Origin of the sequence: Mycoplasma sp. 744 (assembly GCF_034863305.1) — a bacterium.
Lineage (GTDB): Bacteria > Bacillota_I > Bacilli_A > Mycoplasmatales > Metamycoplasmataceae > Mycoplasmopsis.
The window spans coordinates 26,484-52,811 of the sequence record NZ_JAYFFF010000003.1; the positions used below are offsets into that span (position 1 = coordinate 26,484).

Genomic DNA, 26,328 nt, shown 5'->3' on the forward strand with positions numbered 1-26,328 from the left:
CACAAAAATATTAGTAAATTTTTTATGAAGTATATATTAAATTCATCAAATATAGGAATTAATATGAAAGTATTATTGATTAAAATAATGATAAGTAATAATATTGATACAAATGATTTAAAAGAATATATATCTTCGGTTTCAGAAATTTTCAGTTTATCAACTGTTTGGAATGATAAATGTCCTTTGTTAGATAATGAATATAAAAAAATCATAGTAGAAGCATTAATAAACTCGGATTATGTATCTAAGTATGGTGAAAGAATTAATATTCATAAAGCACAGAAAAATGATACAGTTTAGATGTAATAATTGTAGAGAATAAAAAATATGAGATCACTACTTGATTTTATTTCTAAATCTACTTAAAATTTTTCATAATGTCGTATAGTTTATTAGTTTAAGATGTTCAAAAATTTTTATAAAAATGCTTTCAAGAAAATAAATTTTATAATTTCTGACAAAATATTACTAATTTAAAGAATAAATAAGAAAGTAAATTTGGTAAAAAATGTTTCAATTTTTGTTGCTTTAAAAGATAGTATTAATATATGCTTTGATATAACTTAAGAAAGTTTAAAATATACAAAATTGCATATAGATAGATTGGATTTAGATGAGCAAAAAATTGTTAAACATTATTTAAATTTAAAAAATATTATAGACTTTGAAGTTAGGAATAAAGTAAGATTGATTAAAAAAACTAAGTGATTTAATAATGAATTAAGTTTATGTTAATTTTATATTAGTACTAATACTGCAACTAACCTATTATTTAAAAATAAATTGAAAAGAATATCTAAAAAATATAAATTAAAAAATGAGTTAATTTGATACATATAAGGAGAATAAAAAATAAATGAAAATAAATATAAATAATTCAATATTTTCTTTTGATAATTTGAATATTGATAAGAAGATCAGCTTTATATTCGGCAATAATGGCACTGGAAAAAATTCATTAACAAGAGAAATTTTTAAAAATTATAGAGAGAATACTGAGTATAAAGTTATGATATATAATGGATTTGAAAACATTGTAGGTCAAAATGATGTGTTAAATGCAGTTGTTTTAGGAGAAAAAAACAAAGAAATTGATGATAAAGTATTAATATTAGAAAACAAAAAAAATGAAATAAAAAAATCAATTAAAGATCTAGAGGATCAACTTAATGCAAATACACCAAATTCATTAGAAGCTAAGAAAAAAAATACAAATGAAATAAAAAAACTAAAGAAAAAGAAATTGAAAATTTTAAACAAACATCTGCATCTACAATTAAGAAAATGTCAAGCCCGCAAATAGCTATACCTTCATATAACAAAAGCAACTTTTCGGATGAAATAAAATATGCGACAATACTAACAGAAGAAGAAGTTAAACAAAAAAAAGAAGAAATTCTACAAAAAAAGGAAAAAACTGCCGAAAATATAAATTATACAAATATTAATTTTAATCAAATATTAAACAAAACCAATGAATTATTGGGAAAGAAATTTATAAACAATCAATATCCTAGATTTAATAACAAAGAAAAAATAGAATTTGCACAAAAAGGAATTAAATTGCATGAAAAGGGTGATATTTGTTTATTTTGTGGAAATGTTATATCTGATATAGAATACGATAAACTATCTTCATTTTTTATCGAACATGAAGTTGAAAAATTTCAAAAAGATATAAGAGAGCATGTCGAAGTTCTTAAAAGTTACAAAGAAAAAATAAATTCAATAAATATAAATAAAGATAATTTTTATGATTCTCATTTAAACGAGATCACATTTCTTAGAGAAGAAGTTGAAAAAGTTAAAGAAAATCAAATAAATTTTTTGGAATCGTTGATCAAAAAACTTAATGAAAGGAACGAAAATATTTTTGGAGATCGTTGTATTATTGATTATACAATAGATGACAAGTTAGGTAATTTAATAAATAATTATAACAATATTGTTATAGATAACAATAAGATAGAAATAGAAAAAAAACAAGAAGAAACAAAAAATAAGTTAAGATATCATAAATTAAAAAAATGATAGACAGTTTTGAACTGGAGCAAAAACAGGAAGATTTAAAAAAGATAGTTAATGAATACGATAAAATAGTAGAAGAAATCAAATCTAAAAATGAAGAAATAAATGAGTTGAAAGAAAATATAAAAAAAATAGACGAAGATATATCAAAGCTTAAAACTGAATCTAAAAATGAGGAAAAACTTGCCCTTGAAATTAATAAAATATTAGATGTATATGTTAATTTTTCTTTAAATCATGTAAAAGAGGAAGATCAAAAAGGATATTATAATATTAAAGATAAATATACTGGAGAAATTAGAAATGTAAGTAAATTATCCACTGGTGAAAAGAACATAATTGGTTTTTTATATTTTTTATTTAAACTAAAAGATATTGAGTATAACAATTTTAGTAAAATTGTTATATTTGATGATCCTATGAATTCTAATGATATGACAATGCAATATATAATAATTGAACAACTTAAGGGGTTAATAGATAATATAAATAAGGATGATAGTGTGTCTAATTTAATCATTTTAACACATAATCATCTATTCTATTTAAACTTAACTACTGGATTATCTTATAAAAAATACAATTTTTTTAGATTAATATCAGATGGCAAATATACTAAATTAAAAATTATTGAAAAAAAAGAAAATGATTTTAGTACCCTTTATGAAGGCTTATGAATGGACTTAATATTACTTTATAAAACAGAACAAGTTCATCCAGAGATTATGTGTAATATTTGCAGAAGAATAATTGAAACATATATAAAATTTAATCGTATTACAAAAAGTGATTTTTATAAAAATGTAACCGACGCTAAAAAACTTTTTGATGTAAATTCTCATGATATTGAAGATATTTATGCTAGTTCAACTGGAATAACTAAAGAAAATGTCATTGATCTTCTTCGAAAATGCTTTAATGTTAATGGTGATATAGATCATTTTAATAAGTATTGGTTGAATTAGAATTCCAGAATAATAAGTAATTAAGTAATATTTTAATTAACTAAAAAATAGGGGTATAAGACAATAGTAATATTATTATTTCTTGAGTTAGCAATAATAGCATAGAAATTCTATAAAACAATAGTAATAAATACATTATCAATCTTAACTTTTCTACCAGATATTTTTATTATATTTTTCTATGCATGCTATTATACAAACGAATGAATATCAAAACTATATATAACAGAAAAATGGGTGTATATAGTAAATGTGCTATAAGCAATAATAGTATGTATGATATATATCTCTGCTTAGTTATCATACTATTAAAAACAAACTTCCAGAATATTTATAGTAATAAATTATATTATCGTGCACTTGGAGTATCTGTAGGCATACACATGTTTTTAGAAATGGTATTAACCCCGACAATGAAATTATTTAGATATGATTGGTGAAAAATAGATATTATGCCATTTTTTAAAACGATATTAATAAATATATTGTTTCATATAATGTTATGTGTCATAATTTCACTATCAATAAGTAAGATTCGTCTAACTTCTTTAATAAAAATAATAAATAAAAAAGAGATGCAAGAGTTAACGCCCCACATCTTTTTTCATGTTGTATTTCATAATTTTTCTTTTTTGTGAGATATTTATAGTTATATTTTTACTGTAGTTTTGATAAAGCTTTTTGTTACCTTCAAACTGAGACTTATATTCATTTTTAAATAGCTTATTACCTGGATTTTTAATCATATAGCCGTGATATTTTTAAAAGTTAATATTTCATGAACAAGTCCCGTTATATCAGATTTAACTTTTATCTCACCTGCGTTTTTCACTTAGTAAACTAAAAAAAATATGATTTTATGTAAACGGTATTTGTCTTTTATAATTTTTAAATATTTAACATTTTTTAATGATTTCATAATTAGATCAATGTTCATCTATACTTGCGTTTTTTTATTTTAATACTTTTAACTAAAGTTTCTTCTGAATAATGTTCTAAAACTTTAACATTCTGAACTATTTTAACAATTTTATTTATTGTAAATTTATTTTTACCTTCTAAACCTGTTGAATAATTTATTTGGCAAACTAAAATTTCAAAAGTACTAAAACTAAAAAACATAAACAAATATAACCTTCAATATGTTTTCAAGTTTGTAAATAAATCAGTCTTAATTCAAGTATAACTTTTAATGTTCTGAAGTTTTCTGATATTTGTCATTGTCTTGCATAAAGATTAATAACATCTTTATCACTTAAATCTAATCTATTAGTTTCATAAACGTAATAACCGTCAAATTGTTGATCTTTTTCGATTTTTTCATGGTCTAATAAGTAGTAACCATTTTTATTGCTTACTTTATAAAATCTACATTTTTTGACCAGCTAAATCTGTGTAATTAACTACACCATTTGAACCTTTTTTATAGAAATTATCAATGAGAATTTTACGATCCTCAAAATCTTTTTTGGTTCTTTTGCCACTATAAGTGATAACTTGTTTTCTAGCGTGCTCGTTAAATCTAGCTTTTTTAAAGAGTGAATCAACTTCAAGCGTTTTATAACGTGATTCTTCACTTCTGTGTTTCTCACTTAGTAGACTAAAAAAACAAATATCGTTTATATAAACGGTATTTGTTTTTAATAATTATATATAATTATATTCTTTTAATTATTAACCTTGGAACTTTTAATATTAAGTTAAAAGCGATTTTTTTATTATAAGATGTTTATTATCCTTTAATAATTTTAATTTGTTTAATATAATTAAACAAACACACTAAATTTGTGAGGTTATTATGAAAAAAAAGATAAAAACATTCTTAGCTTCAATATTAATAAATTCATCTTGACTTGCTTTTATTACTAGTTGTTTAAATACAAGTAATAATAGTGATGATTTAGCAATTTTTGATAATCTTGAAGTAGAATTTGATTATTTGAATAAAGAAAATGTTGAATTAAAAGATCTAGATAAGAATCAAATCAAATTAAATTCTAAAGATAAAAGTATTTCTTTAACTAATTTAAAAATTATTAGTTTAGACACAACTTTAGGTAAAGTAATTTTTAATTATCAGCTGATTAAAAAAGACAATGCTAAAGAACTTTATAGTAAAGAATATACTTATACATTAACAGGTTTTAAAATTAATAATGATGATAAATTAAATATTGAATTACCCGAAATTGTATTTGATTATTCAAATAAAGAAAATACTTTTATTGAAAATGTCACTATAGATAATATTATCTATAATATTGCAAAAAAAGATAATTATCTTTATAAAATTGATAATTTAAGAATCAAAAATAAAGATTCTTTTAAAAATGCTATAGAAATAGAATATTTAATTCAAATATATAATCAAGAAAATAACCTTATTTACACAAGTGACATTTTAACTTATACTATTAAAGATTTTTTAACAATAAATAATTTTGACAAACAGATTAGTGAAAGAAAAAATTATTTAAATAATTTAGTAATTGAATTTGATTATCCAAATAAAAATAACGTTAAATTAAATCAAATTAATAAAGATCAAATAACTAATAATTTAATAGAAGACAATATTCAAATTACTAATTTAGAAATAATAAATAAAAATGAAAATGAAGCTCAAATTACAATAGAATATTATTTAAAAACAAGATTAAATAATCAAGAAATAATATCATCTAAAAAAATTGCTCAAATAAAAGATTTTTGAAATGAAAATAAAGCAAAAAGTAATTTAGAAAAGCAAATAAATGATCTTAGCAATTTAGTGCAAATTTCTTCAAAAAATGATCGATTATTACCATCACAAATTAAAAAAAATAATTTATTTTGAAGTAATTACCAAGATAATTATTCAGCAGAATTAATAATTGAAGAAATTAAAGCATTTAATGATTTAACAGGTGAATTAACACTTACATATAAATTAAAATCTCAATTAGATCCAAAACAAATAATTTTTTCTGATTTAAAAACCAAAACATTTAATAACTTTAATTCACTAACAAATTTAAAAAATCGAAAAGAGCAATTTTTAAATCAACTTATAGATGATTCAAAAAATAATAAATATTTTGTTACAAATAAAAATTTACTTAATACTAAAGCTTCACAAATTAGCAAAAATGATTTGTTTTTTACAATGGATTATCAAGATGATAATATAAAAACACAAATAAAAAAATTGACATTTGATGATAATTTGGGTCAATTAAATATTACTTATGAACTTGTATATCAAGATCCATTATTTAGTATTAATTCTAAAGAAACAACTTTCATTTTAAATAATTTTCTTACAAATGATCAATCAAATAAGCAAGCCATTCAAAAAGAACAAGAACGATTAAATAATCTTAATTTAGTTTTTAATTATAATAATCAAAATAATGTTTATGCTCTAGATACTCAAGTTTCAGAATTGATTTATAACAATTTAACAAGTGCTAAAGTAATAAACTTAGAAATAATTACTAAAAATAATGAATTAGGTCAAATTATTATTAAATATAGATTGCAAAGTAATAAAAAAGAATTTAGTAACTTAATAAGTAACGAAAAAACTTTTATTTTAAACAATTTTAAAAAAGGTTTATCCTTAGAACAATTAATTAAAAACAAAATTGAAGAATTAAATCAAATAAGTGTTACTTTTGATTATCCTAATAAAAATAATACAAGTGTAGAAAATGTTCAATTAGAACAAATTACTTATCAAATTAATGATAATTTTAAAATACAAAATTTACATAATTTACAAATTGATAAAGAAAATGATACTATTAGTTTTAATTATGAAATAGTAATTGATAATTTTTACAATCAAGCTATTAAAAGCCAAATTAAAGTTGGACAAATTAGTAATTTTCACAATGAAATTAAAACTCAAGTAATCAATGAATTAACTACTTACTTAGCTAATTATGATTTAAAGTTAAATCAAACTTTAATTGATAATTATAATTTAAAATTATATTCAACAACCATTAATGAAAATAATGCTTTTTTATATTTGAATTTAAAAAATGATAATGATATTGATTTAAAAATAGCTAATTTAGATATTGATCTTAATAAATTAAATACTTTAAAGTTAAATTTAGTTGCTACTAAAAATAATGTTAGCTTAAAAAAAGAATTTACTTTGGATTTTACTAATGATTTAAATGAACGTTTAAATCAAATTCAAATAAATAATGTTAATGATTTATATAATGTTGATGTGACAATGTTGAATTATTTACATGGTAAAAATTTAGCAAATAATCTTGAAATAGTTAAAAAAGCTTTTAGTAAGAAAAATAATAAAATTAATGATGTTTTTGATTTTGAAATTGATTGAAATAACGTTAAAACTAAAATAGAAAATGAGCAAGTCAAATGATATTTTAATATTAATATTTATCAAAATAATCATTTGCTGAAAAAAATTGAAAATTTAACTTTAGAAACAAGTAACAATATTTTATGAACTTATTTTGCAAAAGAGAATGATTTTACTTATAATTATCAAAGTGATTTTCAAAATTATCTTTTAAATCAAAATAAATCAACAGTAGAAAACTATTTAATTAACGCTTTTAAAACAATGCAAAATAATGATTCACAATTTGCTAATTTTACTTGAGAACATTTACAAGAAAACAATAATATTAATCAAAAGGTTTGAAAAAAGCTTTTGCATAATACTTTTAATTTTGCAACAGATTGAACGCTTGAAAATTTAATTAATTTCGATAATAATTTAATCTTTAAAAAACTTGATAATAATAATTTTTTCTTTTTAGCTAATATAAAAAATAATAAAACTAATCAAGAAAAAATTTATCCGCTTGCAATTAATGATATTTTCATTCAAAATGATAATTTGGTTTTAAGTCAATTGTTAAGTTGAATTAAGAATGATGATTATGCAAATATTTGAATTAATAGTTATTTAAAAACTGATAAATTAGGTCATGAATATTATTATGCAAAAGATATTTATGATCAATTAAATAATTTATATCAATTACCTAAAGCAAAAGAATATAGTTTAAAAATATTAGATTCACAACATACAGATAAATTGCATAATAATTCTAATTTATATAATGAAAATGATGGTACAGCGATTATTCAAATTGGCTTATTTAAAAATGATATTTACACAAATATAAAAACTAAAAAACATTTTACCTTAAGGTTTTTTAAAACTTATGATTATGAATATCATTTACCTAAAGAACGTTGATTTAATGATAGTGATTTTGAAAATAGTAATTATGTTGAACCGCATGCATATATAAAAGGTTTGGTAGATAAATTAAATAGCCGTAATTTTAATTATAATTTTGTCCAAGGTATTTATAGCCCTAAAGATGCTAGTTTACAATGAACAAGAAGAACTGTTGATGCACAATTAATAATCCAACAACAAGCTTTTAAACAATTACATGATTTATTAGTATTAACTGAAGACAATAGTAAAAAAATTAATAAAGAAGCTATTTACAATAATACTGATAGTTTAAATAATGTTAAAGTTGATGAATTAACCAAGGCTTATTTTATTTATTATTATGATGTAGAAAGCACAGAAAAAGATAGTTTGAGTTTTAAAATTGGTTTAATTAAAAAAGATGATCCTAAAGTAAGATATCATACTAAAAATAAAATTAAATTAGTTAATTTAAAAAATGATTATCAACTTGATGCTTATCCCAGTGCTTTATTAAATAGTTTAACTTTAGATGATTTAGAAATTAATCAAGAACAAGTAGCTAAAATTACTTTTGGACAATTTTTACGAATGGTAAGAGAAAATAAAGTGGATAAATCTTTATTTAAAATCAAAAGTAAAGATTATCATAATTTTACTTTTGATAATTGAGATAATGTTCAAATTGATAAAGTACAATTTGTTTTAATTAATCGTCAATATCGTTTGTTTTTTAATTTAAAATATAAAAATTTTGATCAAGCTTTAAGAACAAGCGACATTATCGGTGAAACTTGATATGAAATTGATGGTTTTAAAAATTTTTCCACTTGAGAATATAATGATGCTAATTTTAAATTAATGTTTGATAAATTAAATGTTAGCGAAGATATGAAAAAGGTCTTTTTAGCTAATGGCAAAATTTTAAGACAAAGAAAGATCAATGCTAATACCAAAGATTTAATTTTTGAAATTGATAATAATCAAGAAAAAGTTAATTGAATTTTTAAAAAAATTTATTATGAACCTTTATTAATTAATCAAAAAGTTGAAAATGCCAAATTATTATTTCATTTTTATACTAATTTACTTTATTTAGATAATAATCGCACAACCAGAATTGTATCTTTTGCTAAAGGATTAAATGTGGAATTAGATTGAAATGAATTACAAACTAATGGTTTTATTAAACAAATTCACAAAACAGATTTAGTTAATAATGAACAAGCAGAATTTGAAATTACTTTTACTTTAAAAGACGATGGTATTCATTTTGAATATCGATTAATCAACAATGAAAATAAACAATATAAAATAGTTGGTGATAATTTTGCGCAAAGAACTTTTGCTTTTGAAGCTAATAAAATAACTAATAAATTTGATAAAAATCAGGCTGTATATTTTAACACTAATTTAGGAGCTTCAATAACCATACAATACCAAAGCGATATTGCAAATGAAACTTTTAGTCAATATCAAAGTAATCTTTTTGATTATCAAAATATGAGTACAACTCTTACTAACACTCCTTTTTATTTATATAATCCAGCATATAATCATGGTGAATTATTTAAATATAATCCAAATGAAACTTTAAGTTATAAATGACATGAAGGATACAAATTAGCTTTAGATTATATGCATTTATCTTATAATGATGAACGCATTAAAAAACATAATCAAAGAGCAATAGGTTTTAGAAATGGTAGTGCGCTTTTAGTTTCTAAATTAAGTGATGATATTAATGATGCACGTTTTGTCTTTTTAACAAATAATCACGTTACACACAATAATAATACTAATGAAGACCCTACAGTTGCTAGTTACAGTGAAAATTTTAAATTTACAACAGCTAATAATTATAAAGAAATTAAATCGGGCGATTATGGAGGTGGTATTCATGTTTTCAATTCTGTTTCTAATGCCAAAGGATTAGTATTTTGAACAGGAGTAAAACAATATGATAATCAAGGAATTTTAAAAGAAACTCTTGGTGTTGATTTAACTGCTTTTACTATTGATTTAAATGATGCTATTAAAAAAGCTAAAAGTATTGGTCGTTTAAGCGCTGCGAGTGAATTTGAGCAAATGAAAAAATTAAAAGATCTCAATTTTGCTTCTAATAATAAAGATAATATTTTCTATTTTTTAAATATAATGCAAGAAGTAAATAAAAACTTCAAAGAAGATAATGCTACTAGATGAATAAATAAACCTATTATTTCTACTAATCGTTTTGCTACTGGTTTTCCACGTTTATTACAAACAGGTTATATAGTTAATCGTAATACTATTAGCGATAATAAAGAAATTTTTGGTCGTAATAGTACTTATTATGCTTATACTCCAGTTTTATTTAGAGGCGGCACTAGTGGTACGGGTATAGTTGATGAAAAAAATAATTACATTTTAAATCTTAATTCAGCTGAATTTTATAATATAGCTGTAGGATTTGTTAATTATTCAAAATTATTCAATAATCAAACAAAAGAATGACAAGAATTTAATTTCTTTGGTTTTGCCAATAGCATAGAAGAATTGAGTACTTTAAAAAATAAAAATTCTTTAGCAGCTAATTTAATTAAATTAAATACTTATGATCCTTCAATTGCTTTACCAAAATGAATGTTTAAAGAACATAAATTAAACCAGTAAAACAAAATCGAAAACTTTAAATGTTTTCGATTTTTTTATTTATTTTTTATTGTTAAATATCAAACTAAATAAGTTAAACCAAAAGTTAAAATGATACTTGTTCATAAAAGAATAAGGATCAATCAATCAATATATTTATTGCGTTCTTTATTTAAAGCATTTTTATGATTTAATAATTGATTTAAAATCTTTTGAATTTGATTAATATCTTTGTCATTTTGAATTTGTTGCTTAAATTGATTTTTTTCTTCTAAAGAATAATTTTTTAAATCATTTACTTTTTTATTTATTTCTTCTTTAAATAAAACTAAATTAACTTGTCCATCTAAATTAGTTATAGCATCTAAAATATTTTGATTAGTTTTTTTAATAAGATTTATATTTTTAACAACTTTATATTTTGTTTATTAGTTAAAGTTTGATATTCTTGATTAATTTTATTTTTTATCAATTCTTTTGTTGTATGGTCATTTAAGTTATTGATAGCATTTCTTAAATTATTAATTGCTTGATTAATTTAAATTTAAATTATTTCCTTTTATTTTATCTATTGTTTATTTTTTATCATTTAACGTTTTATATTAAACTTGTTTAAAATCTAAATCTGCTTGTAAATAATTAATATTATTAATATCAATTATTTAAATATCGTTATAGTTTTGCATTACTCTATCTAATAAAGTAATTTTATTTTTAAAAATTTATTTTTCATCATCATTAAATTTAAAGTTTTATCAATTTTGTTTTTAAAGCATTTCTTTTAGCGTCTAAATTATTTTGTGTATTTTGCAAAGCATTTAAAGTATTAGTTGTTCGTTTAATTTGATTTAAAATAATTGATGTATTTAATTAATATAAATTATATATATTATCAAGAAAAATAAGCAAATTGAACTAAAATAAAAAATTAAACTTTTAAACATTTTATAATATTGACAAAAAGTCATTTAAATAAATTATTATTGTATTATATATATATATATATATAATTTAAGTAATTAAATAAATTTGAAAATAAAAATTATTTTGCTATTATAATATATATTTTTATATTTTTTATTTTCATTAACTTAAAATTAAAATTAATTATTAAAAATTTTATTAACAAAATACAATTTTTAAACATAAAAGGAGTTTTATGAATAAAAATAAGTTTCTTAAGTTAGCTTCTATAGCTTCAAGTGCAGTATTAGCTTCTACTGCTTTATTACCATTATCATTAACATTTACAAATGAATTAGATAATGAAACTAGTGCTTTTGGTTTGCAAGAAAGCATTTATTATATGTCAGATGATAAATTTACTGATCCAGAATTAGGAAATAACGCTAATAATAAATTTTGAACCACACAATATGTAGCAGAACAAGAATTACAAGAATTTCAAACTAGATATGTTCATAATACTGTAAGTAGTACTGACAAAACAGTTTATGATAAAGTTAGATTTGTTGATCCAACTCTAGCTAGCTTTACTACCGAAAGAAATCGTAAAACGTTCGAAACTAATAATGGATGACAAAATCCTTTATATTTAAACAATGGTACTACTTGATTATCGACAAATCCTGGTCAACCTCAAAAAATGAGATTTGTATTTAATTTTGACGGCAAACATAGAGGTCAATTTTACGGTAATGGTTGACATACTGCAGCTGCTGTGTTTTTATCTAAAGATTTACAATTTACTAATCCTATTGATATAAATGTAGTAAAAATTCCTAAAGGTGGAGTAGGTCAGTCAAGATTTTTTAATGTTGCAGATAGTATTAGATGAACATTTAAATCTAAAACAAATCCAGGAGGTAACGATCCTGCAAATAATTTATTTTATCATGCTAATAGTTCTAAAAATAACGAGAGAATTTTTATTAACAATGCAGAAATTATTAATGCGTATTCTGATAATATAGAAAGTAATGCTAAAGGTAGTTCTTCTTCAATTGATTTATATAAAGCTGGAGTAGCAAATATTTTAATTCACAATTCTTATAAACCTAAAAAATGATTTGACAGTCAAGCTAGCGATCCAGTAGGAGTTTTAAATAAATACTTAGATACAAAAAGTGTTTTTTATGGACAAAGTAATGGAAGATATATTAGATCTAGAGAAACTCCTGGGTTTGCTTCTAAAAATGATGCTTATGCTGATATAAAAGCAAGTATTGGGGCTGTAGCAACTTTTAATATTCACGTTTCACATCAATTTAATAATGCTAATGACGATAATATGTATTTTGTTGTTGTTGATTTTGAGGTAAAACAAAACTTTGATAATTTAAAATCAAATAATAATGATTATTCTTCTGCTGGCCAATCATTTATAGGTGGAGCATTTTTACAACATAAAAATGGAGAAGATAATGATAATAGATGATTAGTTGCATCTAATATTTTTCACTCTCACAGAAAAGCAAGTAAAAATTTAAATCTTGTAATAACAGAAAAACTTAGCGATGCAATTAAAAGTGCCAATAGAAATGAAAAATTACCTAATTTAAAAATTGTGGCTAAAAATAATACTAATCAAACAGTATTTGAAATTCAAAAAAATAATTCTAGTTATCAAACTTGAGCCAGAACTTCTAATACTAATAGTGAATATAAAACTAAAGCTTCTATTATCACAACAGCTTCAGGTGATACCAATGTTAATAATTTAACATTTTCTATTCCAAGTAATATTAATACAGATAAAAAATTTATTATTAAAAAAACAGCCTTGCAAGGTACTACTAATATAAACAATACTAATCATAATAATCTTTATTTAGAATGAGATTATACCGATTATTACAAAATAAAATTAGAATTAGATAAAAAAGAATGATTAACTAAAGGCCAAAAAGATACATTTTTAAATGAATTCATGACTAGTGATATGGATCAAAATACCTTTATGGCTTTACAAGGTGCAAGTCTAAATGACTATATAAGAAGAATTAATTTATTAAATCAAGAACAACAAAAATTAGAACAAGCATATACTAACGTATATAGATTTTTAGAAACTAATAATAACAATCAAAGCATTAATAGTAGTTTTCCTTGAATAACATGAAAACACCATTTATTATTTTCTACAAGTAATAATAGTAGTAGAAATAATATTATTGAATTATTAACAGATAATTACGCTCTTGCATATAATCAAAGTTCATTAAATAATAATATTAATACAAATGCCATCAAAATTCGAAGAGAATCAAATATACTTAATAATATTACCAATCACACAACTTTATCAGCTAAAAGAACTCAATTAGAAACATTGTATAGTAATTTAACTAATAGAAGAGCTGGTTTAGATGGAGCTAATAATATTGCTAATTTATTAAATGAATTATTTAAATTAAATATATATAATAAAGCACAAAATTCTTATAACAATAATCAAATTCAACAAATTTTAAAAACTTATCTTGATGAATTTGTTAATAAAGTTGGTCATCCTAATTATCGTCCTTTTATTACAAGAAATGATAATACTACAACAATTAGTAATAAATTAAATGAAGCTCAAACGATTTTAACTAATTTTAAAACTAAAGCTCAAGAAAAATCAAGAAATTATGAAAGTTTTGTTAATCATTTAGAACCAACCTATAGAAATATTAAAAATAGTATTTACATAACTGGTGCAAATGATTTATCAAATGATTTATGATTAACTGCTAATAGAATCAACGATTTTAATGTTTTTGAAAAAGTTATTAGTGATTATATTAAGGCTCTTAAAGGTCAATTTACAGGTAGCGAACTTAATAGAAATGTTATTTATGATAAAAATAATTTTGAAAGATCATTACCAAATATTGATTTTTCTAATGCTCAAAGAATAAATAGTAATCGTAGTATTACAAATCTAAATGAATTAGTTGAATTAATGGTTTTTGTTGCTAATAATATTTTAGGTCAAGGTGCAGCAAATGCTAAAGAAGTACAAAATATTGATTCTAAAATTCTTTCAGAAGAAGATAAAAAAAGATATATTAGTGGATCTGCTGTATATTTACCAATCAAATGATCTATCGGTTATTTAAATGGTGTTTATATTAATGGTACAAATGTATCTACTAAAACAGAGTATAATAACTATACCTATAATAATAATAATAATAATAATATAACTGATAATACAACCAAAGTAAATACCTATTTATTCACAAGAATTTTTAAACCATTTTATAAAGAAATGGTTATAGATGTTGCTCAAAGCTATATAAATAATTCTAAAGATATTAATGATACAAATATTAAAACTAGTTATTCAAATAAATTAAATGCTTTATGAAATAAAATCGATAGATTAGATGCTTCAAAATCTGAATCATTAACTGATGGAACTGTATTTGTTACTGAATTTAATAATTTAATGAAAGAATTCTATAATTACGAAAGAATTACAAAATTAGCTAATGATACTGTAAAAACTTTTGTTGATAAATTTGATTATCAAAATAAAAATAGTGTAGCTGTTGCTAATGTTAATAATAATGGTATAACTATTAGAACAGCCACCAAAAAAGATGATGGATATCATATTGTTGTGGGTAACGATGCAAATGCTGTGGATTTCTTATTTATAATCAAAGAAATTCAAAAAACAAATGCTGCTGCAAATAATAATGGATCAATAAATATTAAATATCAATTAAGAACAGCAGGAAGTATTTTAGAACATTTTGTATATTCTACTGAAGCTACTTCAAATACTATAACTGGTTTTGCTCCTAATAGTGAAGCAGAAAGAAGAAGAATTGAGGAATTAGCTAAGAAAATTTGAGTAGGTTATAGAGATGGATTACAAGGTAATATTACTCCAGACTCAGCAAATCCTACCGATGTAACTTTTATGTATTATCCTGATTCTAATAATTTAGACAGAAGAGAAGAACTATCAGCTCACAATGTAAGAATAGAAAATATTGAAAAAGCTACAATTCAAAATGAAGATTATAGAAATGGTTGAGCACCAGTTAGTTATACAATTACTTCTACTACTGTTCCAAATATAAGTATTCGTGTTGATGCTGATGAATTAAGAAAAACAGCAACAGGAAATCAAATTTATAAATTTAGGGTGTTTAATTTTAAAACAGAAGAAACAAGATTAAATGAAGTAATTGATGCTGTACAATTAACTATTAATAATAATAAAAATACTTTAGCTTCAAGTGAAACACAAGAAGAAATTAAACAAAATATTAATAATCTAGTTGCTTCTCATAATGCAGCAGTAAATACTATTAATTTAAATGCAAATGATGATACTGGTCAATTAACAATTAATTTTACTTTAAATTCAACTAAAACTAATGCTACTAATATTGTTTCTAAAACAAGATCAATTGTTTTAAGTGGTTATTTAACAAATATTGAACAATATCAAAATAATGTTAATAATCAAATTAATGATTTAACTAATTTAAGTTCTTTTGAAAAACAAACATTTACAAATCGTGTTAATAGTGCAAGAACAAATGATCAAATTAATCAAATTTTATTAGAAGCTCAAAAACAACATTATTTAAAAGAAGTTCAACTCACTTTAAATAATTTAAATCCAAAACAAAGAAATGATATTAATGCAAAAATTAATAGTGCAAATAATTTAAATAATATTCAAAATGAATTAGAAAATTATAAATCTATTAATGCTAAAATGGCAACTCTTAAAACAAAAGTTCACAGCGCAACTAATAATACTAAAGTAATTGAATATAATACTTCAAGTCAAAACAAAAAAACTGTATATGATGATATTATTAATAAAGCTAAAGATTTATTAAATTCTAATTCAAATGATGGTTTAACCAATAATTTATTAGATAATTTAATTTCAAATGTTGCTAATAAAAATTCTGTTGATTATGCCAGCGCACAATTAGATGGATTTAAATTAAGATATGAAGGTATCATAAAAAACTTAGCTTATTTAAGTGAAAATGAAAAAAATAGTTTAATTAAAGAAATTCAAGATATTAATTTAGAAGTTGAATCAAGAGAAAGAACATCAGCTATAGCTCAAATTGGTAGAGTTAATAGTAAAGCAACAACTTTAAATAGAGAAAAAGAAAATATTTACAATTCATTCAATAATAATTATCTTAATTTAAATAGTGCTCAAACAAATGATCTTAAAGAAAAAATTAAAACTTTAGATAAAGATAATTTAGAAGCTAATGTAATTAGCGTTGCTAGCGAATTAAATAATTCAATGAAATCATTAAAAAATGAATTATTGAATGAATTAAAAAAATTAACAGAAAATTCATCATTAAATGATATTAATTCTAATCAAAATAAAACTGCTAATAAATATACTTTAGCTGACTCTAATTTAAAATCAAGTTATGATTCGCAATTACGTGCTGCTTTAGATATTATTAATAATCAAAATGCTAATAATGATACTGTTACTTCAGCTTTAACTTCTTTACAACAAGCCTTTAATAATTTAAATGGTGATGCTAATAATAGCAAATTTGATCAAGCAATTAATAATTTAACTAACTTAAGCGAATCACAAAGAAATAATATTAAACAACAAATTGCAAATATTAATGATCAAAATCAAGCTCAAGCTATAGTTGATTCTGCTAAATTATTAAATGATAAAATAAAAACTTTAGAAGATCAAAATAACACAATGAATGCTTTATTAGAAAGTGATAATTACAAGAGTGAAACAGCACAAAAACAACAAACATTTAAAAATGTTTTAGATAATAATAAACAATTATTAACAACTCTTAAAGCAAAAACTTATAATGATAGCAATTTAAAAACTATTATTGATAATGATAATAATTCAATTGATACTGCTTTAAATAATGCAAACAGTGAAATTGATACTCTTGCTGGTTTAAAAAGAGTTGCTTTAGAAACTCTTGATAAATTCTCTAATTTAAATAATTCAGAAAAAGAAAACTTTAAATCTCAAGTAAATCAATTAGCTAATAATGCAACTAAAAATCAATATGATCAAATTATTAATAATGCTTTCACATTATCAAAAACTAAAGCTAAAGACACAATAGATGCTACAACATATTTATCAACTAGTGAAAAAGATGCTTTAAAACAAAGAGTGGAAAGCGCTACTTTAGATTTTAATCAACGTAGAGTAGATCAAGCTGTTGTAAATGCTGCAGGTACAGCAATAAGAAATGATAATACTAAAAAACAAGCCATAACAGCTATTCAAGCCTTAAACGATTTAACTCAAATGCAAAAAAATGCTTTAATTGAAGAAATTAAAACAAGTAATACTTCTGAAAGCACTAAGATTAAAACTAAAGCTGAAAATCTTGAAAAAGCTATGAAAGCATTAAAAGATGAAATTCTTAAAGAATTAAGTAATTTAACACAAAAACAAATAACTAATGTTAATGATCAAAGTGCTAAAACTAATCCTAATTATGCATTAGCTCAAGATACTAAAAAATCAGCTTATGATACTCAATTAACAAATGCAATTAATACTTTAAGCACACAAAGCTCAACAAATGATAGTCATATTAATCAAATAACTACGAATTTAAAATCTAGTTTTGGTGCACTTGATGGTAATAATAAACAAAATGAAGTAAATCAAAGTATTGATACTTTAAATAATTTAACTCAAGAGCAAAGAAAAGCATTAAAAGATGCCGTTGCTAAAGAAACTAGTCAAACTAAAGCTAATAAAATTGTAGAAAAAGCTAAATTATTAAATCAAGCTATTGCAAATGCAAAAACTCAAAAAGAATCAGCAACAAATATTAAGAATCAAAAAGTTTATACTAGTGATTTAATTAATAGACAAAATGAATTAAATAATGCTTTAAATGACTTAGAAACTTCATTAACTAATGCACAAAATAATTTAAATGCTAACAATGAACAATTATTAACTCAATTAGATAATTGAACTAATGATTTAAATAATAAAACTCAAACTACTAAAGAAAAAATGGACAATCTTGATGGTATTAGAAATGACGCTATCAACCAAATTAATAATTTCATTAATTTAGAAACTAATGAAAAAGAACAATTTGTTCAAAAATTGAATGATTTAGAAAAACCTATTACAGAAGAAAAAGTTAAAGTAATTTTAGATAAAACTTTTGTTAAAGCTAAAGAAAATGCTAAAAAACATATTGATCAAATTACTTCTTTAACTCCTGAACAAATGCAAGAATTTAAAGAACAAATTGATCAAACTGAATATCATAACGGTGATGGTGCGCCTGATAGTAATGTTCAAAGTGTTTTAAATAGTGTTGCTAATGCTGATAGTTCAAAACAAGAAGCAAATAAATTTATTGATAATTTAAACAATTTAAACAATAATCAAAAATCAGCTTTAAAAAATCAGGTTTTAAGATCAGATAATAGTGCTTTAGAAACTATTAAAACAACTGCAAAAGAACTTGATAATGCTATGCAAAACTTAAAAAATAAAGCTGATCAAATTGCAAAAGATTTAATTAATAATAATGCAACAATTGATTCAACTGAAGCTATTAGCAATAAAAAATATACTTTAGCAGATAGAGATCAAGTTAATGCATTTGATAATGCTTACAATGAAACTAAAGCTATCTTAAATATTAATACTGGTGATAATGATACTAAAGAACAAGTTGAACAATTATTACAAACTTTAGAGCAAACTTATAATGCTCTTAATGGGAAAAATAACCAAAACCAAGCTAAAGAAGAATTAAACAATCTAGATAATTTATCAAGTGAACAAAACGAACAAATTACAAAAGAAATTGAAAAAATCACTTCTAAAGATGCTTTAGATAATTACTTAAATGAAGTTAAAGCTTTAAATGCTAACATTAAGAATTTAAATGACAGTATTAATAAAGCTAAACAACAAAAAGAAACCGACATTTATAAAAATGATACAACTGAAAATAATACTAAGTTTGATCAAGCTCTTAGTTCTGCGGAAAATAAATTAAATGAATTTAAGACCAAAGATTTAACTAGTGTTGATTTAAGCGAATTAAATAAAGAAATCACTAATGAAAAATCAAAAATTGATTTAGCTACTGCTCAATTAGATGGTTTAAGAGAAAAATTAAGAAAATTAATTAAAGAGGCTGATCATTTAAGTGAAAATGATAAATCTAATTTAAATACAAAAATAGAAAATCTAAATAATAATGCTACTCAAGAAGAAATTCAAGTATTATTAAATGAAGCTTTAGAATTAGCTAAAACTAACGCTAAAAATAAAGTAGATCAACAAACTTTATTATCACCAAATGAAAAAGCTAACTTTAAAGATCAAATTGAAAAAGCAACTTTAGCTGATTTAAATAACTTTAAACTTGATAAAAATATTAATGAAATTATCATTAATGTTGAAGCTGAAGAAAGACTTAAAGAAGCTGTATTAACTCAAATCAAAAATAAACAAAATCTTAATGACAATCAAAAAGCAACTTTAGAATTTAGACTTAAAAATACTGATAAAAAAGATTTAAGCGCATTATCTAAAGAAATTAGAGATTTAGATAATGCTATGAAAGCTTTAAAAGAAAAAGTTGTTGAAGAATTAAAAGTTTTAACTAATGATCCAAATGCTACTTTCGATTCACAACAAGAAAAAGAAGCAGATAAATTTAAATATGCTACTAGAGAACAACAAAATACTTATTTAACTCAATTAACTGCAGCACAAGCTTTATTAGCTAAAGAAGGTGAAGATTTTGATCTTGATGCTGTTAATGATTTATTAACTCAATTGACTAATGCTTTTGATAACTTGAAAGGTGAAGAAAATAAAACTGCTTATGATCAATCAATAAGTCAATTAGATCAATTTAGCGAAACACAAAAAGAGGCAATCAAAGAGGCAATTGAAAATAGCAATAATGATGAAGAAGCAAATAACATCGTTACTAAAGCACAATCTATAAACAATTTAATTAATGATTTAAAAACTAAAGTAAATCAAGAAGATACTATCAAAGCTTCTAATCTTTACTCTGGTGAATCACAAACCAATAAAAATAATTATGATAATGGTTTAACTAATGCTAAAGATTTAATTAAAGAATTTGAAACATTAACTTTTAGTACTCCAGTATTAACTAATTTAACTACTGAAAAACAAAAATTAACTAATGCTAATAATCAATTAAACAATGCTCAAAATAATTTAGACGGAGCAAGAAAATTATTATTAGATGCTGTTGATCAATTAAGCAATTTAACTACCGAAGAAAAAATAGCATTTAAAGAAAAAATTAATCAATTTGATAAAAATCTTTCAAGCGAACAAGAAAATCAATTTAAAAATGAAGTTCTTGAAGAAACTAAAGCTAATACTAAAGCTGCTATAGATCAATTAATTAACTTATCGCAGGATGAAAAAGACAAATATAAATCTCAAATAGATTCAGCTCAATTAAATGAAAATCCTTGAGATAAAGCAGTAAATGATTTATTAAATCAAGCCAAAGCAGATAATGTAGCTAAAGTGGATTTAAAAACATTAGTAGAAAACACACAAAATCTTAATGAAGCTCAAAAAGCTGCTTTAAGAAATGAAATTACTTTAACAACTGCTGAAAATTCACAAGTTTTAAAAGAAAAAATTGCTCTATTAGATGAAGCAATGAAAGAATATAAAGATATTCAAGCGATAAATCAAAATGATATTAGATATAGTCAAGCTGATGAAAATCCAAAAACTCATTATGATAATTTATTAACTCAAAAAACTCTTGATGTAGATAAAACTAACGGTGCTAATTTAGATTTACAACAAGTTAAAGATAAAATTAATGCTCTTAATGAAGCTCTTGAAGCTTTAAACGGTCAAGAAAGAGTAAATGCTGCTAAACAAAATGCATTAGATAGAATTCAAAATGAATATACAAGTTTAACTGACGCGCAAAAAGCACAGGCAATTCAAAATATTAATAATGCTAATACTTTAGAAAATATTAACAATGCTGATAATTTAAATAAAGTAATTAATGGTGAAACAAACACTCTTAAAAATTACTTAAATAATAATGATACTTTTAAAGCTCAAAATGATTATAGTGCTGCTAATAATGATGCTAAAGTTGCTTATGATGCACAAATTACTAGAGCTCAAGAATTATTAACTCAATTAGAACAAGCTAACAATGCAGATTTATTAAATAAAGATTTAATTAATCAACAAAATCAAGCAATTAACAACGCAATTAATAATTTAGACGGTCAAAATAATCTAAATGCAGCTAAAGAAGAAGCAATTGAAGCAATTAAAAACGCACAAAATCTTAATTATGCTCAAAAAGAAAATTTAATTAATCAAGTTAATAATGCTTCTAATATGTCTGAAGTTGAAAAAATTAAAACTTTAACTTCAGAACTTGATCAAGCAATGAATGATTTAAAAACTACAGTTGATCAAAATGGTAATTTAGATCAAAATAAAGATTATTTAAATGCTTCAAGTGAGGTAAAACAAGCTTTTGAAGATACTAATAATGTAACTAATAATTTATTAGATAAAACTCAAGGAGCTAATATTATTGATATTGATGCTATTAAAAAATTAAATCAAGATTTAAAAGATAAAACTGATAAACTTGATGGTAATGAAAACTTAAAAGTTAAACAAGATCAAGCTAAAGAAATAATTAATCAATTAACTAATTTAAATAATGCACAAAAAGAAGCTTTAAAAACAAAAATTGATAATGCTTTATTAATTGCTGATGTAGATAAAACTACAAATGAAACTAACACTTTAGATCAAGCAATGAAAAAACTTGCTGATACAAAAGAAGCTATTGAAAAAGAATTAGCTAAAGAAACTAATGATTCTTATAAAGCAGCTAGCGAAAAAACTAAAAATCAATATAATCAAATTAAAGATCAAATTGATAAAGTTTTAGATAAAACAAATGGTTTGGCAACTAATTTAGAAGATATTACTAAATTAGAAAAAGATATTATTGATGCAAAAGAACAATTAGATGGAGATCAAAATTATCAATATAAATTTGATAAAACTGAAAATCAAATTAATAATAGTAATAATTTAACTCAAACACACAAAAATGAATTATTAAAAGAATTAGAAAAAATTACAATTCCTACTGATTTAAATAATCAAGAACAAATTGATGAATTTAAAAATACTATTAATAATTTAAATGACAAAAAAGATTTAATTGAAAACTTGAATCAAAATAATGAATTAACTGCAAAACAAAAAGAAGATTTAATTAAAGATCTACTTGATTTAAATAACAACGATAAAGATAATAATGCTAATAATTTAAATAATTTTGCTGATACGATTAAAAATGTTAATGCTAAAAAAGATCTTTATGATGCAGTTAATAAACTTGAAGATTCTGCTCTTAAAAATAAATTAGATGACATTATTAATCAATTAGATCCAAAAGATAAAAACTTCAATGATTTAAAATCTAAAGTAGATAAAGAATTAACTTTAATTAATGATATTGTTAATAACAATAATTTAACTAAAGAAGAAAAAGATAATTTAATTAAACAAATAACTGATCTAAAATTAAATGACGATAATTTTGATCAAACAATTAGTAATATTAAAGAAACTCTTGATAAAATTAATGAATTAAATCAAAACAATAATTTAAGTGATAAAGCTAAAGAAATACTTAAAGATAAACTTATAAATAGTGATAAAAATAGTTCTAATTTCGATCAATTATTAAATAATTATGAACAACTTAAAGAATTAAGTCAAGCAATTAACCAGGATAATAATTTAACAGATGAACAAAAAGATAAATTATTAACAAATGTTTCTAAAGTTAAATTAGATGATGCAAACTTTAATAAACTAAAAGAAAATATTAAAAAGAAAAAAGAAGCATTAGATCTTAAAGATACAACAGACAAAAAAGCTAATGAAGCTTTAAAATCAAAAGTTCAAGATTTAGATATTAATAACGCAACATTTGATGAGCAATTAAATGATTTAACTCAACGTTTTGATAAAGTTAAAGAAATTAAAGAAAATAGTGAACTTAACAATTCAACTAAGGAAAAATTAATTGATCAAATAGTTCAATCAAATAAAGCTTTAAATGAAATTGATAAACAAATTGATGCTATTAGAAATATTCAAAATAATAGTGCTTTAAGTGAAAAAACTAAAGAGCAATTAATAGAAGAAATTTTAGCTCAACAAAATTATGATACTGTTAAAGCTAAAATTGAGAAAATTAAAGAATTACAAAATTCATTAACTGATTTAAATAATGCTTATGAAGAAGCTAAAGAAAAAGTTAATAATAAAACTCATCAAGAATATCAAAATAATAAAGATAAAACTCAAAATATTCTAGATCAAGCCAAAGATAAGACTTTAGAAGAAATTGAACAACAAATTAAAAATAATAATCAATTAAGAGATGATATTGAAAGCGGCAAAGCCTCAAATAATATTACTCAATTAATAGTTGCTTCAACTTTAGTAGCTCTTACATTAGGTATTGTCTTAATTTTCCCTGCTATAAGAAAGAAAATTGCTCATAAATAAAAACGAAAATCAAAAGTTTTAAACTTTTGATTTTTTATTATTAATTTTTGTGTTATTGTTTATGTATGCAAATAAAAAAATACCAAAGAAAAATTAATTCTTCATATTTTGAAGAATTTGATAATAAAATATATTTAAAACCTTCTGCTTTAGAAAAAAAGAATAATCATTATCTAAATTTTGATTTATCTTGAGAAAAAAATCCTCTAGCTAAATCTTATGCTTTAATTTTATTAGATTATGAAGCTTCTAGAGTAATAGGACAACCATTTATTCATTGAATTGTAGCTAATATAAAAAATAATTTTTTAATTCAAGGTGCAAATTTAAATGATACTACAATTGTTCAAGGTGTTAATTCTACATGTGAAGGTTTAAATGAAAATAAACAAGGAGTATTAATAGAATGTATTCCTTCTGCTTTTAAGCAAACTTTTAAACAAGCAAGTAATTATTTTCCGCCAATGCCTCCTGACGATACACATTTGTATACAATTAAAATTGTTGCTTTGTCTAAAGAGCATTTAGATTTGACAAATGGTTTTCATTTGAGTGATTTATATGAACAAATGCATGATTATATTATTGATGAAATTGAAGATCATTTTTGATATAAAAATAAATAGGAGAAGAAAATGTTAAAATTAGGTAATAATAATTTTGTGCAATCGTCAATGATAAATGAAAATGGTTATATAGCTGATCATGCCGGAGCATTAAATAATGTTAATCAAACCTTATTTGCTTCTTACTCTCCTGATTTTACTTGATCAAAAGTAAATAATGCTAAATCTTATGCTATTTTAATTGAAGATTTTGCAGCTTCTAAAGTTATTGGCATGCCTTTTATTCACTGAGTAGCTTTAAATATTAAAGATAATTTTATTCAAGCCAATCAATCATACTTAGACTATAGTAAATGAAAAAAATCTAATAGTTATTTTTATAGTGATGATATTTTATGACAAGGACATAATTCTTCAGTTAATCAAACTTTAGTAAAAAACAATAAAATTAATAGCGATTTAGGTGGCATTTTACCAGAAGCTTTTACGGCTAAAAATATTGATGATTCTTTATTATATTTTGGTTGTTATCCACCAGATCAAGATCATATTTATACAGTTAATATTTATGCTTTAGATGTTGAAGCAAAAGATTTAAAATATTACAAAGATGATCATAAAAAAGAATATTCATTCAATGAACCTTTTTACGTGGGAGATTTTATACAAGCAATTAGTAAACACACTATAAGTAAGCAAATTTTAACTTTTAAATATAAACAAGTTAAATAGGAAAAAAGATAAACAATAAAGTCTTTTTTCTTTTTTATTCTTTTTTAATTTAAAATGAATACTTTGCTCATTAATATATATATATATATATAGATTTAATATAATTTAAACGTATTTAATTTTAAAATTTGTAAAATGAAAGAAATATTAAAAATATGAATAAGAAAAAATCAAAAATTTTTTAGTAATTGTACCTAGTATTATAGCTGCAACTTCTTTTGCTATTTCATCTACTGATGAAGTAAGTATAAGTAATAATCAAAATAATACTAAAATTGATAATTTAGTAAATAAAATTAAAGAATTTACTACTTATAAAAATAAGCAAGCTTATTCTAGATTGAATAATATTATTTCAAAAATAAATGAATTAAAAAATAAATATGTAAAAAACGTAAATCAAAAACTTTAATTATATGAATTAATGGCTCAAACTGTTAATTTAATAGGCCAAAATAAATATAAAACTTTTAATAATGGAATTGTTAATGGTTATATAAACGGTACTGCTGATGATAATAGAGTTAATAATCAAAAAGGTAAAATAACTAGTTATATTGTCACTTTAAATGTTGATAATAAAGATGATTTTTTACAAAAATTAGCTAATGAATATTAACGTGCTCAAAT

Annotated in this window: 10 protein-coding genes; 9 read left to right on the forward strand and 1 reads right to left on the reverse strand. The window is 22.0% G+C overall.

Annotated features, from left to right (window positions below; translation table 4 throughout):
- The first annotated feature begins 63 nt into the window (after nt 1-63).
- The 4 genes from VBM87_RS02090 (at nt 64) to VBM87_RS02105 (ending at nt 2,996) form a co-directional block, all read left to right on the forward strand.
- Nucleotides 64-303, forward strand: a complete 240-nt coding sequence (locus VBM87_RS02090; protein WP_323177170.1) for a hypothetical protein — start codon at nt 64-66, stop codon at nt 301-303.
- A 556-nt stretch (nt 304-859) separates the two neighbouring features.
- The gene (locus tag VBM87_RS02095) at nt 860-1,306 is read left to right on the forward strand and encodes a hypothetical protein (RefSeq protein WP_323177171.1); all 447 of its coding nucleotides are present in this window, start codon (nt 860-862) and stop codon (nt 1,304-1,306) included.
- Entirely contained in the window at nt 1,288-2,037 is a 750-nt protein-coding gene (locus tag VBM87_RS02100) for a hypothetical protein (RefSeq protein WP_323177172.1), read from the forward strand. Before VBM87_RS02095 ends, VBM87_RS02100 begins: the two co-directional genes overlap by 19 nt.
- Nucleotides 2,031-2,996 (forward strand): AAA family ATPase, encoded by a 966-nt coding sequence (locus VBM87_RS02105; RefSeq protein ID WP_323177173.1) that lies wholly within the window; start codon nt 2,031-2,033, stop codon nt 2,994-2,996. The genes VBM87_RS02100 and VBM87_RS02105 overlap by 7 nt, the downstream gene beginning before the upstream one ends.
- Before the next feature lie 921 nt (nt 2,997-3,917).
- On the opposite strand, the gene VBM87_RS02110 is transcribed toward VBM87_RS02105, so the two are convergent.
- Entirely contained in the window at nt 3,918-4,118 is a 201-nt protein-coding gene (locus VBM87_RS02110; RefSeq protein WP_323177174.1) for a hypothetical protein, read from the reverse strand.
- A gap of 676 nt (nt 4,119-4,794) precedes the next feature.
- Here VBM87_RS02110 and VBM87_RS02115 point away from each other — a divergent pair.
- The 5 genes from VBM87_RS02115 to VBM87_RS02135 all read left to right on the forward strand — a co-directional run bounded on the left by VBM87_RS02115 (nt 4,795) and on the right by VBM87_RS02135 (nt 26,317).
- Nucleotides 4,795-10,854 (forward strand): MGA_1079 family surface serine endopeptidase, encoded by a 6,060-nt coding sequence (locus tag VBM87_RS02115; protein ID WP_323177175.1) that lies wholly within the window; start codon nt 4,795-4,797, stop codon nt 10,852-10,854.
- 1,138 nt (nt 10,855-11,992) lie between these two features.
- Complete coding sequence (locus tag VBM87_RS02120) at nt 11,993-24,400, forward strand: hypothetical protein (RefSeq protein WP_323177176.1); 12,408 nt, start codon at nt 11,993-11,995, stop codon at nt 24,398-24,400.
- 65 nt (nt 24,401-24,465) lie between these two features.
- The gene (locus VBM87_RS02125) at nt 24,466-25,026 is read left to right on the forward strand and encodes a YbhB/YbcL family Raf kinase inhibitor-like protein (protein ID WP_323177177.1); all 561 of its coding nucleotides are present in this window, start codon (nt 24,466-24,468) and stop codon (nt 25,024-25,026) included.
- Nucleotides 25,027-25,035: 9 nt separating this feature from the next.
- Nucleotides 25,036-25,698 (forward strand): YbhB/YbcL family Raf kinase inhibitor-like protein, encoded by a 663-nt coding sequence (locus tag VBM87_RS02130; protein WP_323177178.1) that lies wholly within the window; start codon nt 25,036-25,038, stop codon nt 25,696-25,698.
- A gap of 424 nt (nt 25,699-26,122) precedes the next feature.
- Nucleotides 26,123-26,317 (forward strand): hypothetical protein, encoded by a 195-nt coding sequence (locus VBM87_RS02135; protein WP_323177179.1) that lies wholly within the window; start codon nt 26,123-26,125, stop codon nt 26,315-26,317.
- Nucleotides 26,318-26,328: the final 11 nt, after the last annotated feature.